A 16,320-nucleotide genomic window follows, 5' to 3' on the forward strand; every position below is an offset into this window, starting at 1 on the left:
GTGCTCCACGATGGAGATCAGCGCACGTTGATCATCCACGCTCGAAGTTGCAACGGGCCTCCACCACATCACGCCGGCCGTAGCCGAGGCGGATGAGCCGCCCATTGGGAGCGAGCTCTCTAACGTTTGAGCACGAGCGTTTAGCGGATCGTGAGCAGCGCTGTGACGCGCGCTCTCGGTGGTGCAACCGCTCTGCCCTCGCTAAGTAGGCAATGTGGGGGCCAGAACGGTGGATCCGAGTGCAGAACGGCAGTACCTTGCACCAGACCCCATTCCCGTCGACGTGCCGCGACGCTTCTGGAATCCGCTGTGGGAGTGTCAGGGCCCCATGTCAGGCCATGGCAATGATCGGTAGGTTAGAGCGGGCCGGGCGAAGCAGTGGAGTGACGGCAGTCTCTGACGGCAACACCAGCGCACGTTGCCGTACCTGTAGGACCGGTCGCACACCATACGCAGGAGGCAGGCAAACCTCACCGCTGGCCAGCAGATCGGCCGGATGATCTCCTAAAGCGGGTGTCGCAGGTTCGAATCCTGCCGGGGGCACCAGCGAGAAGACCACCTACGAGTTTTCGTAGGTGGTCTTCCGGCGTCCATGGCCGGTGGCCTCCCGCTGTGGTCTCCCGCCGGCCGCCCGCCGGAGTGGCGCCGCGGGCGATCGAGATCGTCGTCGGTTCACCGGACGGCGGAGGGCGGTCGCGACCGGCGTGCCGAAGGGGTGGCGCCACGCGATACTGAGATTGCTCGCACAACGACGCCGCCGGTCTTTTTGTATGCCGCATCCGGGGCGCGCGGCGAGGTCAGAGACCGCGCCGTCGGGCCGGCCGGAAGCACGGCTCCTGCCAACTCCCGCTACAGGAACGGGGGATCCGCGATGTGCCGTTGGATCGCCTACTCGGGTACGCCCGTCCTTCTCAGCCAGGTCCTGTTCCAGCCGGAACACTCCCTGATCGACCAGAGCCTGCACTCCCGTCTGGGCGTGGAGACGACCAACGGTGACGGCTTCGGCATCGGCTGGTACACGCAGGACACGGACACCCCGGCGGTGCTGCGGGACGTCGGCCCCGCGTGGAACAACCGCAATCTGCAGGAGGTCGCCGACCACGTCCGCTCCGGTCTGTTCTTCGGGCACATCAGGGCCTCGACCGGGACGGCCGTACAGCAGAGCAACTGCCACCCCTTCCGGCACGGACGCTGGATGTGGATGCACAACGGGATGATCAACGGCTTCCCCCTGCTCCGCAGGGAGCTCGCCATGGCCGTCGATCCGGCTCTGTACTCCGACATCGAGGGGTCGACCGACTCCGAGCTCATGTTCTTCCTGGCCCTCACGTTCGGCCTGGCGGAGGACCCGCCCGGGGCCGTGGCGCGGATGGCGGGCCTGGTGGAGACGACGGGGCGCGCGCACGGCGTCGAGCACCCGCTGCAGATGACCGTCGCGGTGTCCGACGGCGAACGCGTATGGGCCTTCCGGTACTCCAGCGAGGGACACTCGCGGTCGTTGTACTTCAGCACCAAGGTGGATTCCCTGCGGGCGCTCCACCCGGATGCCTCGTTCCTGCGGCAGATCTCCGCAGAGACCCGTCTCGTCGTCTCCGAACCGCTGGGCGACCTCCCCGGCGCCTGGAACGAGGTTCCGGAGAGCAGCTACGGCGTCATCCAGGCGGGTGGGGACACGCTCCACGCCTTCCGGCCGAGCGGCGGGTGACGGGCGCACGCGGGGCGGACGCGCCTCGGTGGACCTGGCGTATGCGCAGGTGAAGGCGGTACGAGCCGTCCCGCCACGGCGTGCCGCGCGCCGGGGCGGGAAGGCTGGGATGCTGGGAGCAGAGCGCGTTGCCCATGACGTGACCCTGGCGGACAGGGGGTGATGAGCGCCGTGGCCGAGACCTACGACAACACCGGAAGACCGACCGTTCCCTCCTCCGATCCCCTCGGAGACCCGTTTCTGCGCACCCGGTTCGCCCTCCCGGCGAGGCCGACCACCTTCCTGCGGCGGCAGCGGCTCGTCGACCACCTCGACCAGGCGCTCGACACCCCGCTGACCCTGCTCAACGGCGCGGCCGGAGCCGGTAAGACCCTGCTGGCCGCCGACTGGGCCGCCGGGCTGCGCCGGCCGGTCGCCTGGCTCACCGCCGAGGCGGGGGACCGGCGGCCCGGGGTGTTCTGGGCGTACGTCCTCCAGGCCCTGCGTGCCTGCGGCGCGCCGGCGTCCGACGCGGTGGGGACGCCCGCGGACGCGGCCGGAGTGGACCGCAAACTGCTGGCGGCGCTCGCCGCCGACCTGAACGAACGCGAGCGGCCCGTCGTCCTCGTACTCGACGAGTACGACCGCGTGTCCGCTCCGGAGGTCGCGGAGCAACTGGAGTTCGTCCTGCACCACGCCGGGCGGGGACTGCGCCTCATCCTCGTCACCCGCACCGAACCGCTGCTGCCGCTGCACCGCTACCGGGCGGCCGACGAGCTGACCGAGATCCGCGCCGCCGAGCTGGCCTTCACCCCGGAGGAGACCGCCGCCCTGCTGGAGCTGCACGGTCTGCGCCTTCCCGCCGACGCCGCCCGCGGCCTGGTGGACCGCACCCGGGGCTGGGCCGCCGGTCTGCGCCTGTTCGTCCTGGCCGCGCGGGAGAGCGCCGATCCGGAGCTCTACCTGAAGGAGTTCGAGGCGGGCCACAGCACGGTCGCCGACTTCCTGCTGGCCGAGGTCCTCAAGGGAAGGACGGAGGAGACACAGGACCTCCTGCTGCGCGTCAGCGTCCTGGACCGCTTCTGTCCGGAACTGGCCAACGCGCTGACCCTCCGGTCCGACGCCGAGCCCCTCCTCGCCGCGCTGTGCCGGGACAACGCGTTCGTCGAACACCTCGGGCACTCCTGGTACCAACTCCACCCGCTGTTCGGAGAGATACTCCGAGCCCACCTGCGCGAACGCATGCCCGGGCTGGAGCCGGAACTGCACCGGCGGGCCGCGATGTGGCTGCGTCGTTCGGGTTTCCTGCTGGAGACACTCGTCCACGGGGCCGCCGCGGAGGACTGGGACCTCGCCGCCGGCGCCCTCGTCGACGACCTGGCGATCGGCCAGCTCTTCACCGGCCTGTGCTCGGGCGACCTGGCCCAGTTGTTCTCCCGCATGGGGCCGGAGGCCGACAGTCCGGCGACGGACCTCGTACGCGCGGCCCGCGACCTGTCCCGGTGCGACGTCGGTCACGGCCTGGCCCGTCTGCGCCACGTCGAGGAGCGCCTGGACGACGACGCGCCCGACGCGGCGGCCGCCCGGTTGAGCTGTGCGCTGCTGGAGGCGCTGGCCGCGCGGCTCACCGGATGTCCCCCACGGGGCGAGGACGCCGCGGAGGCGGCCGACGAACTGCGGCGAGAGGTCCCGGCGTACCTCCTCGACAAGCATCCCGAGCTCACCGCTCTGCTGCTGACCCATCTGGGATCGGCCCGCCTGTGGGCCGGGCGTTTCGAGGACGCGCACGCCGCCCTGACCGCCGTGGTCGGCACTCCGGGCGGAGACTCCACCGTGCTGCCGCGGGGCGAGGCGATGGGACACCTGGCCCTGCTCGACTATCTGAACGGCTGGCTCGGCCGGGCGGAGCGCAAGGCCCTGGCAGCGGTGTCCGAGGCGGAGCGGGTCGGCCTGCCCCAGCCGTCCGGCTCCGGCATCGAACGGCTGGTCCTGGCCGCCGTGGCCGTCGACCGCCATGAACTCGGCCGGGCCCAGGTCCTTCTCGAGGAGACGGCACAGCTTCCCCCCGGCACACGCGACCCGGTGCCCGCGGCGGGGCGAGCCCTCGCCACCGCTCGTCTGTTGTTGGCCAGGGGCGAGACCCGGGCCGCCGTCGAGGCGGCGGATCCGGCCCTCTCCCCCGTCATGGCGTCTCCCTGGGCGGCAGGCTACGAGGCGCTCGTCGCCTCCGCCGTCGACCTGGCCGAGGGACGGCCCGACGAGGCGGCCGAGGGGCTCCGCGGAGTGACGGGCGACCAGCCGGTGTGCGCCGCGGAGGCCGCCGCGATCCAACTCGCCGCGGGGCGGGCCGACGCCGCCATGGACCTGCTCGACAGCATCCGTACCGACGGCCGGACCGGTCCGGCGGTGAACGTGAGGGCAGCCCTGGTGAGGGCGCAGGCAGCGGAGGGCGCGGGAGACACCGCCACCGCCCGCAGACTCGTGGGGCGGGCGCTCCTCGACGCGCGGCGCGAGCGGCTGCGGCGTCCGTTCCTCGACGCCGGAGCGTGGATCCGGCCCCTCCTCGCCACGGCACCGTTGCACGAGCTGGCGGCGGGCTGGCTCACGCCCGGCCCGGCGCCCCGGGAGGAGCGGCCCCGGCAGGAGCCGCTGCCACCACCACTCGTCGCACCGGAACTGAGCGGGCGCGAGCGCGATGTCCTGGAGCGGCTCGCGCGGATGATGTCGACGGAGGAGATCGCCGCCGACCTGTACGTGTCGGTGAACACGGTGAAGACCCACCTCAAGAGCGCCTACCGAAAGCTGGCGGTGAACCGTCGCAGCGACGCGGTCCGCCGCGCCCGCGAGCTGCGGCTGCTGTGATGTCGCTCGGGGGTGAGTGGCCGGGGCGCGGGTGAGTGGGGGGTGCGGGGGTGAATGGGGGGCGCGGGTGAGTGAGGGCGCGGGGGTGAGTGGGGGCGTGCGGGTGAGTGGGGGCGCCTAAGCGAGTGGGGTGGCGCGTAGGCGAGTGTGGGGGCGCGGGAGTGAGTGGCCGGGGCGCCGGTGAGTGGGGGGACGCGTAAGCGAGTGTGGTGGCGCGTCGGTGGCCCGTCCGTGAGCACCGGGTCGGTGGCCCGTCCGTGAGCGCGGGCGGTCGGTGCGCGTCGGTGGGCGCCTCGGCGAGAAGGTCCGGCGCCCCTTCCCCCGCGGCGGGTGAGGCACGAGGCGCACGCTTCCGCTCCGATGGGGAGGAGCGGCGGGCCGAGTGCAGGCCGCTGTCCGGCCGGTTCCGCCGGCGTACCGGGCCTACTCCGCGAGGTGGACACCGTGAAGCACTGGCGGGCTCTGGCCGTCCTCGGTACGGCACAGTTCCTGATGGTCCTCGACACCTCGGTCATGAACGTGTCCATCAGTCAGCTGGTCGAGGACTTCGACACGGAAGTCACCGCCATCCAGGCCGTCATCACCCTGTACGCACTGGTCATGGCGGCATTCATGCTCATCGGCGGCAGGCTCGGGGACATCCTGGGGCGCCGACGCATGTTCCTTCTGGGACTGGTCGTCTACGCCGTGGGGTCGACCCTCACAGCCCTGGCCCCCACCCTGTGGGTGCTGACCCTTGGCTGGTCCGTCATCGAGGGACTCGGAGCCGCCATGGTGCTGCCCGCCATGGCCGCCCTCGTCGCGGAGTCCTACCGAGGCCGGGACCGGGCCGTCGCCTACGCGGTCATCGGGGGGCTCGCCGGGGCCGGGATCGCGGTCGGCCCGCTGCTCGGCGGCTGGGTGACGACGTACCTCACCTGGCGGCTGGTGTTCGCGGGCGAGGTGGTGGTCGTCCTGGCCGTCCTGCTGTGCCGCCGGTGGATCCCGACACCGGCACCCTCCGGTCGACGTCCCCGGCTGGACGGCGTCGGTGCCGTGCTCTCGGCGACCGGACTGGCGCTGTGCGTGCTGGGTGTGCTGCAGAGCAGCACCTGGGGGTGGGTGCAGCCCCGCAACCCTCCCTTCACCGTGCTCGGCTTCGCCCCGACACTGTTCGTCGTCGGAGCCGGGGCGGCCGTCCTGGCCGTCTTCCGGCACTGGGAGCGACGCCGGGACGAGAAGGGCGTCGACCCTCTCGTCCACCTGTCCCTGCTGCGCAGGCCCGTGCTGCGGTCGGGCCTGATGGCGCTGCTGAGCCAGAACCTCATCCTGCTGGGGCTGTTCTTCACCATTCCGCTGTACTTGCAGGTGGTGCAGGGCTTCGACGCGTTCCAGACGGGACTCCGTCTGCTGCCGGTGTCCGCCACCATGCTGGTGACGTCCCTGTGCGCGTCCTCGCTGGGGCGGGTGTGGGGGCCGCGCCGGGTGGTCCGGCTGGCCCTGTTGACCCTGGCGGCCGCCGTCGTCTGGCTGCTGGCCACCGTCGACCCGGTCATCGACGACGCGCAGTTCGCCGGAGCCATGGCCCTGCTGGGCGTGGGCGTCGGGCTGCTCGCCTCGCAGTTGGGCAACGTCGTCCAGTCCGGCGTCGGCGAGGAGGAACGCAGTGAGGCCGGAGGGCTCCAGTTCACCGCACAGAACCTGGGCTCGGCGCTGGGCACCGCGCTCATCGGGTCGATCCTCATCGGTGCGCTGGCCCATGCCTTCACCACACAGGTGGCGGACAACCCGCAGCTGTCCGAGCAGACCCGTGAGCAGGTCGGTGTCTCCCTCCAGGCCGGGGTTTCCTTCGTCCCCACCGATCAGGTGCGCTCGGCGGCCGAGCGTGCCGGGTTGCCGCCGTCCGAGGTCGACGCCGTCGCGGACTCCTACGCCGCCGCGCAGCTGGACGGCCTGAAGGCGGCGATCCTCGCCACCGGCGGCATCGCCCTCGCCAGTTTCCTGATCACACCGCACCTGCCGACCGCCGCCCGGCAGAACCGTGCGCCGCGGCCGGACGGCGATGCTCCGGACGGTGACGCGCCGGCCGGAGACGCCGGGTCGGCGCGCTGAGTCGGAAGGACCGGCCAAGTGTCCAGAACCGGAACCGGAACCGGGGCGGCCACCGCCCGCCGGGCGAGCCGCGCCGAGCGCCGTGCCCACGCCGACTACACGGGCGCGGTGTACGGGTCCATGCTCGCCGCCTCCGTGGTGATCGGCGCCGGCTCCCTGGGCTCGTTGCCCCGTATCGAGCTGGTGCTCCTGCTGATGCTCACCAGTCTGGTGTTCTGGATCGCGCACGTGCACGCCCACCTGTTCGGGGCGCGCCTCGCTCAGCAGGCACCGGACCGCCGGGTCGTGCTGCGGGCGTGCCGCGACGAGTGGCCCATCGTCAAGGCCGCCGTCCCGCCGGCCGCCGCGGTGGCCGTCAGCCCGCTGCTGGGGCTGGACGTGCGAGGTGCCCTCTGGCTGGCCCTCGCCGTCGCCGTGGCCGGTCAGGTGGGGTGGTCGGTGGCCGCGGCCCGCCGCGCCGGTGCCTCCCGGCGGCTGATGGCCGCCACCGCGTCGGTCAATCTCCTGCTGGGCCTGCTGATCGTCTCCTTCAAGATCGTGTTGACGCATTGAGGACGTGCCCGCCCGGGACATCCGCCACCGGGCGAAGGGTCACCTGTACCGGGTGAGGTCCGGAGGGAGCAGGAAGGCGGACGATCGTGGGGAAGGGTGCCGCCCACCCGTCCCGGGCAGTCCGTGAGGGGACAGCTTGTGCGCTACGAGATCCGAGTCGAGGGACACGTGTCGGAAACGCTGGCCAAAGCCTTTCCGGAGCTGGGACATGTGGTGATGTCCGGCCAGACCGTCCTGTTCGGCCACGTCGTGGACGAGGCGCACCTGTACGGGCTGCTGGCGCGCTGCCAGTCACTGGGACTACGTGTCGTGGAGATGCGGCCGATGCCGGAGTGACGGGCCCGGCGACCAGGTACGGGCTTGGCGGACCGTGCGGGCCTGGCGGACCGTGCGGCCCCGGCGGACCGTGGGGCCCTTGGGGCCCGGTGGGCCGTTCGGACCCGCCTGTCTGTACGGACCCGGCGGATCGCTCAGACCCCACGGAACCGTACGGGCCCGGCGGACCGTTCGACACGGCTCGCTCCCCACGGCGGCCGGCCCCCCGGCGCCCCTCAGACGTCTCCCCCGGCGCCCCTCGGGGTCAGGGCCGTTCCGCCGTGATCCGGCCGGAGCGGGAGGCGGCTTCCAGCGCCTTGTGATCGCGCTCGTTCTGGTCGGCGTAGGACTGCGCGAACTCGGTCAGCGCCCGGTCGAAGCGGTCGCTGCCGCCCAGGTAGGCGGCGAGGGCGACGGGATCGCCCGAGCGGGCGTGGGCCCGTGCCAGGGACGCCCCGCACAGCCGGCCGAAGAGGGCGAGCAGGCCCGGCCCCATGGTTTCGGGCCGTGCGATGCCCTTCCAGTCCCAGAGCTGGCGCACGTAGAAGTCCCGGTCCTGCCCGTCGAGGCCGACGACGTGCGTCCAGCCGAGGAAGATGTCACCGGTGGTCTGCATCAGGCGCTGCCCGGCCACCACCCGGCGGCCCTGGTTGTCGTAGCGTTCGCCGCCCGTGTGGGCCGCCAGCACCGACTCCTGGGCCTCCTTGGCCTGCAGCAGCAGGGGATCGTCGTCGTCCTTGCCGAGCAGGAGCAGCACCCAGCAGCGCGTACCGACACTGCCCACGCCCACCACCTTCCTGGCCATGTCCACCAGGCGGTAGTGGCGCAACAGGTGCCGGCGCTCGGACGGCAGGGTCCGCGCGTACCCGTCCAGGAGGGCTTGGAAGTCGCCCTCCCGCCCGGCCCCGGACGGGTTGGCCGACAACTGGTCCAGCGGGATGATCAGCGGCGGGTCCGGGGCGATGCGCCGCCCCTCGGCCGTGACGCGGGTGAGCTTCGCGAAGGCCTCGAGATGCGTACGCGTACGGGCCAGCGCCGTGGCCTTCGCGGTACGGCGCCTGGCCTCCTTGTCCATCGACGAGGCCAGCAGCTCCCGCATCCGGTCGGCGTCGTCCTGGGCGTACCAGATGTCCAGCGTGCGCATGCCGGCGAACTCACGCATCCGCTGCCGGTACGCCCCCACACAGGCCCGCACGGTGCTGTTCTGCTCCTTGAGCGAGAAGCCGTTCGCCCTGGCCGCCGTCACGAAGCCGGCCGCCAGCCGTTTGACGTCCCATTCGAACGGCCCGGTCAGGGTCTCGTCGAAGTCGTTGATGTCGAAGACCAGACGGCGCTCGGGCGAGGCGAGCAGCCGGAAGTTCAGCGGGTGGGCGTCACCGCAGAGCTGCACCCGGAGGCCGGTGCTGGGCAGGGGCGCCAGGTCCGCCGCCATGATGGCGGCGGCGCCGCGGTAGAAGCGGAACGGCGACTCCAGCATGCGGCCGTAGCGGATGGGCACCAACTCCGGCACTCTGTCGGCTGACTGGCGCTCGATCACTTCGATGGGGTCGGGCCGTCGCCGCGCCGCCTCGTACCAGCCGTGGCACGAGCGTGAGGCGCGTTTGCGCGCGTCCCTGCCGTACGCCGCTCGCTCGGCCGGTGACAGGGACGGGGTGAAAGCGCTGGTTACGGTCATGGTCCGGCCTCCTGGTCCGGCGGCTCTCGCCGCTGTCGGCGCAGCCCCGCCTGGACCGCGCCCGCGAGCACCCGCGCGGCGACCCCCACGAGCAGCAGCCCGCCGAACATCTGCAGCATCGTCAGCACTCGCCCGGTCTGTGACCGTGCCGCGATGTCCCCGAAGCCGACGGTGCTGAACGTGGTCAGAGTGAAGTACAGGGCGTCCGTCCTGGTCAGCGGTTCGCTGAAGGAGCCCGGGGAGGAGCGGTCCAGCAGGTAGTAGGCGCCGGCGAAGAGGACGAGGAACAGCACCAGCGTGGCGGCAAGGGCCTCGACGGCCTTCAGCCGCGGATGGGGTGAGCGGACGATGGCCCGTACCTCCCAGCCGAACACCAGCAGCACCGCCGCAAGACCGCCGACGAGCAGTGCCGACGCCCCGGCCGTGCCCCGGTCGTCCAGGGGCAGCAGGTAGTAGGCGGTGACGAGGCCGACGGCTATGAACACGGTGCGGACGACGGACACGACCAACGCCCTCCGGCCGGGACGGGGCCACCGGGGCGCGTCCGGCCCGGACGGCGTCCGGTCCGTGCGGTCTGTGCTCGGGTCGCTCATCTCGTATCTCTTCGCTCCGTTTCGCTCCACCCGGCCGCGCGCCGACCGATTCCCACCTCACCGCCACGACGGCGCCGAGGGATCACCCGTGGTGGGTGATCCCGGCCCCCCGTGACGGGCGTGACCCTGGGGCGGTCAGGTCCCCCACCCACGGGACACCGCACACCGAACACCACCGCCCACCGCACACCGCACACCGCACACCGCCGATCACGCGAGGAGGAGCCATGACCATGCCGCGTGGTCCGGCATCGCGCACCGGACAGGAACACCGGCCCGACGGGACGGCCCCTGGCCCGAGGGGTGATCCCGCCGACGCACTCGCGCGGCTCGGGCGCTCCTGGACCTGGCTGCTCGGCTCGGCGGCCGCCACGCTGGTGCCGGGTGTCCTCGTACTGGTCTGGCCGGAGGCGACCCTGCACGTCCTGGCCGTCCTCATCGGTCTGTACCTGCTGGTGATCGGGGCGTTCCGGTTCGTGGACGTCTTCGCGCGCGGGGGCCACGAACGGCTGCCGGCGCTGCTCCTGGCCGTGCTGTACCTCCTGGCCGGGGTGCTGTGCCTGCGGAACCCCCTGCAGACGATCGCCGCGCTCTCGCTGATCGTCGGGGCCGTCTGGCTCGTCTCCGGAATCCTCACCCTGTACGCGGCCCTCACCGCCGCGGACCTGCCGCACCGCGGCATCGTCCTGGGCTCCGCGCTGCTCGGCATCGTCGCGGGGATCGTGGTCCTCGCCCTGCCGACCGAGTCGGCCCAGGCCCTGACCCGGCTGCTCGGCCTGTGGCTGGTCCTGCTCGGCCTGGCCGAGGCGGTGGTCGCCCTCGCGTGGCGGGCCATGCTCCGCAAGACGCGCCCCGGCCCGCACGCCCCCGCCGGGACGGCCTGACACCGCAACCGAAGGGCCCGGCGCGCGCCCCCGGCCGCGACCCGGCCCTGGACGGAAGGCAGCACTCATGAACCCTGCCGTGACCCCGGGTCCGCCGGACTCCGGCGGATCCGCGACCCCGAAGCACGTCATGACCGCCGACGAGCGGGCGGAGTACGAGCGGTTGCGCCGTCACGCGGCGGTGCGCCACCGGGGGGTGCGCCGGGCCGGCGCGTCGGTCCTGCTCCTGCTGACCCTGCTGCTCGCCCCCCTGGCCGTGGTCGCGGCCTGGGTCCAGGACACGGTCTCCGACACCGACAGGTACGTGGAGACCGTCGCGCCGCTGGCGTCCGAGCCCCCCGTGCAGGAGGCCGTGATCAACCGGCTCACGGACCGCGTGGTGGCCAATGTGGACGTCAAGGCGGTGACGGACTCGCTCGCCAAGGCCCTCCAGGACGCCGGGGCACCACCCCGCGTGGTGGAGGGGGCCGGAGCCCTCACCGCTCCGCTGCAGAACGCGGTCAGGACCGTCGTGGACCGCACGATCACGCGGGTGATCACCAGCGACACCTTCCAGCAGGCGTGGGAAGGCGCCAACCGGCGGTCGCACGCGGCGGTGGTGAACATGCTCACCGGGGACGGCGAGGGCGCCCTGCGCGCCGAGGGCGGAACCATCCAGCTGGATGTGGGCGAGGTCGTCGACCAGGCCCGGGAGCGGCTCGTGGCCGCGGGCTTCGAGAAGGCCTCCGCCATCCCGGACACCGACCGGACGATCACGCTGTTCGAGACGGAGCAACTGGGCAAGGCGCAGGACACCATGCGGCTGCTGGACGTCCTCGGTGTCTGGCTGCCCGTCCTGACCGTGGTGCTCGCCGTGCTCGCGGTGTGGACGGCGCCGGCGCACCGGGCGATGCTGATGGTCACGGCGACGGGCGTCGGCGTGATGATGGTGGTGCTGCTCGTCGCCCTGGCCCTGGTCAGACGGGTCTATCTGGACTCGGTCCCGCCCGCGGCGCTGCCCACCGACGCGGCGGCGGCGATCTTCGACACGTTCGTCCGGTTCCTGCGTGACAGTACGCGCACCCTGCTGGTCGTGGCGGTGGTCGTCGCGCTGGTCGCGTATCTCTACGGCCATGGGCGTCCCGCCCGCGCCGTACGAGGGACGACGGACCGGGGAACGACGGCCGCCGGCCGGGCCCTGCACGGCGCCGGAGTGCGGACCGGGTCCACGGGACGCTGGCTGGCGGGGCACCGGGCGTGGACCACCGGCGCCGTCATCGCGGCCGGAGCGCTGACGCTGGTGCTGTGGAACCACCCCTCGGTCGGAGTGGTGGCGCTCGTTCTCGGCATCGCCCTGGTCGTCGTACTCGTCCTGGCGATCCTCGCGGCCGCGGCCGGACCGGCGGACGGGACGATGGGCGGACCGGCCGACGGACCGTCGGACCGACCGACGGGCGGACCGACGCAGGGACCAACGGACGGACCGACGCACGCACCAACGCAGGGACCAACGGACGGACCTACGCACGGACCGACGGGCGGACCGCCGGACGGGACCACCAACCGCCCGCCGGACGGTCCTGCGGGTCCGACGGCGGGCCGGGCGGTCCCGTGAGTCATGGTCCGGGACCCCGGACCTCCGGAGCGGGAGCCGTCCCGCGGGCGCGCGGGACGGCTCGCCGCGCGCCTGCGTTCGGGGCCCGCGGCCCGGCTGCTGTCCCGGCTGTCGGCGCTCAACATCGTGGAGGGCTCCGTGCGGCTGGCCGCGCAGGCCTTCCTGACCGCGCTCCCGCTGCTGATGACGGTCGCGGCGTTCGCCCCCGACTGGATGCAGGACCTGCTGGCCGACTCGCTCCGCGCGGTGCTGGGAATGGGTGGCGACACCCTCGACGAGATGCGCCAGGTGTTCTCCGCGACCGGCACGCCGCGGAACACCGCCGGGGCGGTGGGCGTGGTGGTGACGCTCCTGTCGGCCACGGCGTTCAGCCGGGCCCTTCAGGCGGTGTGCGAGCGGTGCTGGCACCTGCCGCGCGCACCGCTGCGGGCCGCGGTCTGGCGCTGGCTGCTGTGGCTGGTCGTCTGGCTGGCCTTCCTCCTGCTCCAGGCGCCGTTGCGCGGCGGCTTCGGCGGGGGCCCGGTGACGGGGCTGGTGCTGTCCGTGGGCTCGGCGACGCTGCTGTGGTGGTGGTCGCAGCACCTGCTGCTGGGCGGCCGGGTCGGCTGGCGGAGCCTGGTGCCGGGAGCGCTGCTGGCGGGCGCCGGTACGGTCCTGCTGAGCAGGGCCGCCCGTCTGCTGATGCCCACCGCCATGGAACGCAGCCTGGACGAGTTCGGGCCCTTGGGCCCCGTCTTCACGTTCCTCTCCTGGCTGATCGCCGTGTTCCTGGTGGCCGTCTCCGGCCTGGCACTGGGCGAGTACGTGGCCTCCACCTCCTGGTACCGGACGGCCGCCACACTCCGCCGCCGCGGGCGGACGGGCCGCTGACGCGACGGCGGGAGCGGGCCGGCCGGGACGCCTCACCCGCCGCGCACACTCACCCTCGCCGGGTGAGGCCGTCCGGTGGTGACCGTGGGCACCCTGGAACGGCACAGAACCGCTGCCGGGCAAGCGCCCTGGACGGAGGACGGACATGAGCGCAGTGACCTACCTGGCGTACGACTTCCCGTTGCTGAGCGCCTTCTGGACGATGCTCGTCTTCTTCCTGTGGGTGTTGTGGTTCGTCCTGCTGTTCCGGATCATCCTCGACATCTTCCGTGACGACTCCATGAGCGGTGGGGCGAAGGCCGGCTGGCTGGTGTTCTGCATCGTCCTGCCCTTCCTCGGGGTGTTCGTCTACGTGATCGCCCGGGGCAAGAACATGGGCCGCCGCGAGGCGGCGCAGGCCCGCGCGCAGCAGGAGGAGTTCAACGCCTACATCAGGCAGACCGCGGCCGGGGGCCGGTCCAGCAGCGTCGACGAACTCGCGAAGCTGTCCGAGATCCGCGACCGGGGCGACATCACGGACGAGGAGTTCCGCAGGGCGAAGGAACTGGTCCTTGCCGGACACGGTCCGGCCGAGCACTCGGGTCCCACCGGCCGCACCGCCGGCCGCTGAAACCGCACACCACGAAACGAGGCGCAAGATGACCGCGACACACACCCGATCGGTCCCCCCGGCGAAGCAGGCATGGGCGACCGGTCTGACGGCCTTCGCGGCCGTGATGCTCTTCCTCGTCGGGATGCTCGACATCTTCCGGGGCATCATGGCCATCGCCGAGGACGACGTCTTCGTCACGACGCCCAACTACGTGTTCGAGTTCGACCTCACGAGCTGGGGCTGGATCCACCTCATCCTGGGCGTCATCGCCGTGATCGTCAGCATCGGGCTGTTCCAGGCCGCGCTGTGGGCGCGCATCACCGGCGTGGCCATCGCCGGACTCGTCATCCTCGCCAACTTCCTTTCCCTGCCGTACTACCCGGTGTGGTCGATCGTGATGATCGCCTTCTCGGCCTTCGTCATCTGGGCCCTGTGCGTCCGCCGTGACGACTCCTACGACCTGTCCGGGGAACGCCCGTCGCGGAACGTGTGAGGCGTACGGAGTCCTCGAAGGAGTAAGGGCCGGTGGAACGACACGGCGGGCAGTCGAGGCACACGGAGCACAAGCACATGGGGCAAGCGGGTCGGGCCGAGGCCACGACCGTACGCGAGGGCAGGGCCGGACCGGCCCGCCTCGCCGTACTCGCCCTCCTGGCAAGCATCCTGGTGCCGCTCGTCGCCGCGGGTCTGCGGAGCGTGCTGTGGGCGTCGGCCGGCATCGCCGGGCTGGCGCTCGCGGCCGTCGGCGTGTGGTGGGCCCTGGCCCACACCGGTCCGCTCCGCGCCCTCGGGGTGGCCCTGTCACTGGCCGCGCCGGTCGCCGTCCTCGCCCTGTACGCCGCGTTCGGCATGCTCTGGCCGGCCGTGGTGTCCCTGGCCCTGTGGGTGCTGGCCGTCACGGCGGCGCGTACGGCTGTGGCGCCCGGTGACCCCGCCGCCGGGCGCCCTGTCGCCGGGGCGCCGCGGGCCCCGTGGATCCTGATGAATCCGCGCTCCGGGGGCGGCAAGGTGGGCCGTTTCGGCCTGGTGGAGAAGGCGGAGGCGGCGGGGTGCCGGGTCGCCCTGCTCGACGCGGGCCAGGACGTCGTCCAACTGGCCCGGCAGGCCGTCGCCGAGGGAGCCGATCTCCTGGCGGTGGCGGGAGGCGACGGCACCCAGGCGCTGGTGGCCGAGGTCGCGGCGCGCCACGACGTGCCGTTCGTGGTGGTGCCCGCCGGGACCCGCAACCACTTCGCCCTCGATCTGGGTCTGGACCGCGACGATCCGGCGGCGGCCCTGGAGGCCCTGACCGACGGCGTCGAAATCCGCGTCGACCTCGGGTACGCGGCGGACCGGGTGTTCGTCAACAACGCCTCGTTCGGCATGTACGCGTTCGTCGTCACCGACCCCGCGTACCGGGACGCCAAAGCACGCACGACCCTGCGCACCCTCCCCGGCCTCCTCACCGGCGAGGAGGCGCCCAGGCTGCGGACGCGGGCCGACGGGACGGACGTCGACGGACTTCAGGCACTGCTCGTCAGCAACAATCCCTACGGGCGTGCCGTCGACGCGGCCCGTCCCGGGCGCAGGGAGCGGCTGGACTCGGGGCTCCTCGGCGTGGTGTGCGTCCGGGTCGCCAACACCGCCCAGGCGGCTCGCATCGTGCGCGGCCCGCGCTCCGGAGGCCTCATCCGGCTGAGCGCAGAGGAGGTCGTCGTCGAGGCCGACACGGCCACCCTCCCGGTGGGCATCGACGGGGAACACGTCGTTCTGCCGTCACCCGTGGTGTGCCGCAGCGCCCCCGGGGCCCTCCGGGTGCGGGTTCCGCGCCGTCGCCCCGGCACGCCCCGGGCGGGCGGGGCGACGGCCGACTGGCCGCGCGTGGCACGGCTGGCGCTGGGCCGCCCGTCCCCCGGCCACACCGTCAGTCGCCGCACGTGAGGCGGAGTTGGGCCGCCGCGTGGTGGGCGCCGGTCAGGGAGCGGTCGCCCCAGTCGCGGCCGCGGTCGGTGAGGTGGACCGTGAAGGTGGGGGACTTGACCGGGTAGGTGCCGACCTGGACCAGGCTCCCGCGGTGGATGGTCTGGAGGACGCCGAAGACGGCGTACGTGGAGGAGCGGTCGTCCGGGTCGGCGAGGACCCGGTAGACGGTGGGGTCGCCGGCGACATCGATGTCGCGTGGGCCCTTCGGAACGTACACCGCGAGGGCGCACCGCTCGTAGTCCGTTCCGACCGGCCAGGTCCATGTCGCCGTGCCCGTACCGTCCCTGTTCGCACTGCCCGACATCGGCAGGGCGGTGAACCGGCCGTCGCACCCGCCGCCCCGGAAGCCGCCGGAGTCCACCGTGTACCAGGCGGCGTCACCGTTCTCGAACCGGCCCTGCTCGCGGTAGGTCGTTCCGGTCCTGCACCCCGGGCCCGCCCATGCCGTGTAGGTGGGGGGACGCACCGGGGCGATGCGGGACGGCAGGCTCTGCCCCGGCAGCCGGCCGCCCCGGTCGGTGTCGGGCCGGTCGTCGCCGCCGCCCAGCAGGAATACGGCCGCGGTCAGGCAGCCCGCGGCCACGACGATTCCCGCTGCCAGCACAGTACGTACGCTCGCCATGGCCGACCACTATGCAGCGCGACT

14 protein-coding genes are annotated in these 16,320 nt (G+C 72.8%); 11 read left to right on the forward strand and 3 right to left on the reverse strand.

The genetic code is table 11. The features are described from left to right. Window positions 1-871: 871 nt before the first annotated feature. The 5 genes from ACZ6C1_RS21980 (at window position 872) to ACZ6C1_RS22000 (ending at window position 7,525) form a co-directional block, all read left to right on the forward strand. Window positions 872-1,705 carry a class II glutamine amidotransferase gene (locus tag ACZ6C1_RS21980; protein ID WP_469242871.1) on the forward strand — a complete coding sequence of 278 codons (834 nt, stop codon included), beginning with the start codon at window positions 872-874 and terminating at the stop codon, window positions 1,703-1,705. A 162-nt stretch (window positions 1,706-1,867) separates the two neighbouring features. Further along, on the forward strand, window positions 1,868-4,546 hold the full coding sequence (locus ACZ6C1_RS21985) for a winged helix-turn-helix domain-containing protein (protein ID WP_469242872.1): 2,679 nt from the start codon (window positions 1,868-1,870) through the stop codon (window positions 4,544-4,546). A gap of 444 nt (window positions 4,547-4,990) precedes the next feature. Further along, complete coding sequence (locus ACZ6C1_RS21990; RefSeq protein ID WP_469242873.1) at window positions 4,991-6,637, forward strand: MFS transporter; 1,647 nt, start codon at window positions 4,991-4,993, stop codon at window positions 6,635-6,637. 18 nt (window positions 6,638-6,655) lie between these two features. After that, complete coding sequence (locus ACZ6C1_RS21995) at window positions 6,656-7,189, forward strand: hypothetical protein (protein WP_469242874.1); 534 nt, start codon at window positions 6,656-6,658, stop codon at window positions 7,187-7,189. Between the two features lie 138 nt (window positions 7,190-7,327). After that, a complete protein-coding gene (locus ACZ6C1_RS22000) occupies window positions 7,328-7,525 on the forward strand; it encodes a hypothetical protein (protein WP_469242875.1) in 198 nt (65 codons plus the stop codon). 244 nt (window positions 7,526-7,769) lie between these two features. Here ACZ6C1_RS22000 and ACZ6C1_RS22005 read toward each other — a convergent pair whose 3' ends face one another. Together ACZ6C1_RS22005 and ACZ6C1_RS22010 are read right to left on the reverse strand one after the other, a co-directional pair. Beyond that, on the reverse strand, window positions 7,770-9,179 hold the full coding sequence (locus ACZ6C1_RS22005) for a DUF2252 domain-containing protein (RefSeq protein WP_469242876.1): 1,410 nt from the start codon (window positions 9,177-9,179) through the stop codon (window positions 7,770-7,772). Beyond that, on the reverse strand, window positions 9,176-9,772 hold the full coding sequence (locus tag ACZ6C1_RS22010; RefSeq protein ID WP_469242877.1) for a potassium channel family protein: 597 nt from the start codon (window positions 9,770-9,772) through the stop codon (window positions 9,176-9,178). Before ACZ6C1_RS22010 ends, ACZ6C1_RS22005 begins: the two co-directional genes overlap by 4 nt. A 227-nt stretch (window positions 9,773-9,999) precedes the next feature. Between ACZ6C1_RS22010 and ACZ6C1_RS22015 the strand changes: the two genes are divergently transcribed. The 6 genes from ACZ6C1_RS22015 (at window position 10,000) to ACZ6C1_RS22040 (ending at window position 15,632) form a co-directional block, all read left to right on the forward strand. Continuing rightward, entirely contained in the window at window positions 10,000-10,656 is a 657-nt protein-coding gene (locus ACZ6C1_RS22015; RefSeq protein ID WP_469242878.1) for an HdeD family acid-resistance protein, read from the forward strand. Between the two features lie 67 nt (window positions 10,657-10,723). Next, complete coding sequence (locus ACZ6C1_RS22020) at window positions 10,724-12,250, forward strand: PT domain-containing protein (RefSeq protein ID WP_469242879.1); 1,527 nt, start codon at window positions 10,724-10,726, stop codon at window positions 12,248-12,250. Window positions 12,251-12,253: 3 nt separating this feature from the next. Beyond that, window positions 12,254-13,120: a ribonuclease BN gene (locus ACZ6C1_RS22025; protein ID WP_469242880.1), complete on the forward strand. Its 867-nt coding sequence runs from the start codon at window positions 12,254-12,256 to the stop codon at window positions 13,118-13,120. A gap of 145 nt (window positions 13,121-13,265) precedes the next feature. Next, on the forward strand, window positions 13,266-13,730 hold the full coding sequence (locus tag ACZ6C1_RS22030) for an SHOCT domain-containing protein (RefSeq protein WP_469242881.1): 465 nt from the start codon (window positions 13,266-13,268) through the stop codon (window positions 13,728-13,730). 28 nt (window positions 13,731-13,758) lie between these two features. Continuing rightward, window positions 13,759-14,205: a DUF7144 family membrane protein gene (locus tag ACZ6C1_RS22035; protein WP_469242882.1), complete on the forward strand. Its 447-nt coding sequence runs from the start codon at window positions 13,759-13,761 to the stop codon at window positions 14,203-14,205. A gap of 77 nt (window positions 14,206-14,282) precedes the next feature. Beyond that, window positions 14,283-15,632, forward strand: a complete 1,350-nt coding sequence (locus ACZ6C1_RS22040) for a diacylglycerol/lipid kinase family protein (protein ID WP_469242883.1) — start codon at window positions 14,283-14,285, stop codon at window positions 15,630-15,632. On the opposite strand, the gene ACZ6C1_RS22045 is transcribed toward ACZ6C1_RS22040, so the two are convergent. Then, window positions 15,616-16,296, reverse strand: a complete 681-nt coding sequence (locus ACZ6C1_RS22045; protein ID WP_469242884.1) for an adhesin — start codon at window positions 16,294-16,296, stop codon at window positions 15,616-15,618. The genes ACZ6C1_RS22040 and ACZ6C1_RS22045 overlap by 17 nt on opposite strands. Window positions 16,297-16,320 lie beyond the last annotated feature (24 nt).

This window comes from Streptomyces sp. NPDC041796, assembly GCF_055590785.1.

Bases quoted from the DNA above. Each gene is read 5' to 3' on its own strand.
- ACZ6C1_RS21985 (WP_469242872.1), top strand. From the start codon at position 1,868: ATGAGCGCCGTGGCCGAGACCTACGACAACACCGGAAGACCGACCGTT.
- ACZ6C1_RS22030 (WP_469242881.1), top strand. From the start codon at position 13,266: ATGAGCGCAGTGACCTACCTGGCGTACGACTTCCCGTTGCTGAGCGCC.
- ACZ6C1_RS22005 (WP_469242876.1), bottom strand. From the start codon at position 9,179: ATGACCGTAACCAGCGCTTTCACCCCGTCCCTGTCACCGGCCGAGCGA.
- ACZ6C1_RS22010 (WP_469242877.1), bottom strand. From the start codon at position 9,772: ATGAGCGACCCGAGCACAGACCGCACGGACCGGACGCCGTCCGGGCCG.
- ACZ6C1_RS22025 (WP_469242880.1), top strand. From the start codon at position 12,254: ATGGTCCGGGACCCCGGACCTCCGGAGCGGGAGCCGTCCCGCGGGCGC.
- ACZ6C1_RS22040 (WP_469242883.1), top strand. From the start codon at position 14,283: ATGGGGCAAGCGGGTCGGGCCGAGGCCACGACCGTACGCGAGGGCAGG.
- ACZ6C1_RS21980 (WP_469242871.1), top strand. From the start codon at position 872: ATGTGCCGTTGGATCGCCTACTCGGGTACGCCCGTCCTTCTCAGCCAG.
- ACZ6C1_RS22045 (WP_469242884.1), bottom strand. From the start codon at position 16,296: ATGGCGAGCGTACGTACTGTGCTGGCAGCGGGAATCGTCGTGGCCGCG.
- ACZ6C1_RS22035 (WP_469242882.1), top strand. From the start codon at position 13,759: ATGACCGCGACACACACCCGATCGGTCCCCCCGGCGAAGCAGGCATGG.
- ACZ6C1_RS22015 (WP_469242878.1), top strand. From the start codon at position 10,000: ATGACCATGCCGCGTGGTCCGGCATCGCGCACCGGACAGGAACACCGG.
- ACZ6C1_RS22020 (WP_469242879.1), top strand. From the start codon at position 10,724: ATGAACCCTGCCGTGACCCCGGGTCCGCCGGACTCCGGCGGATCCGCG.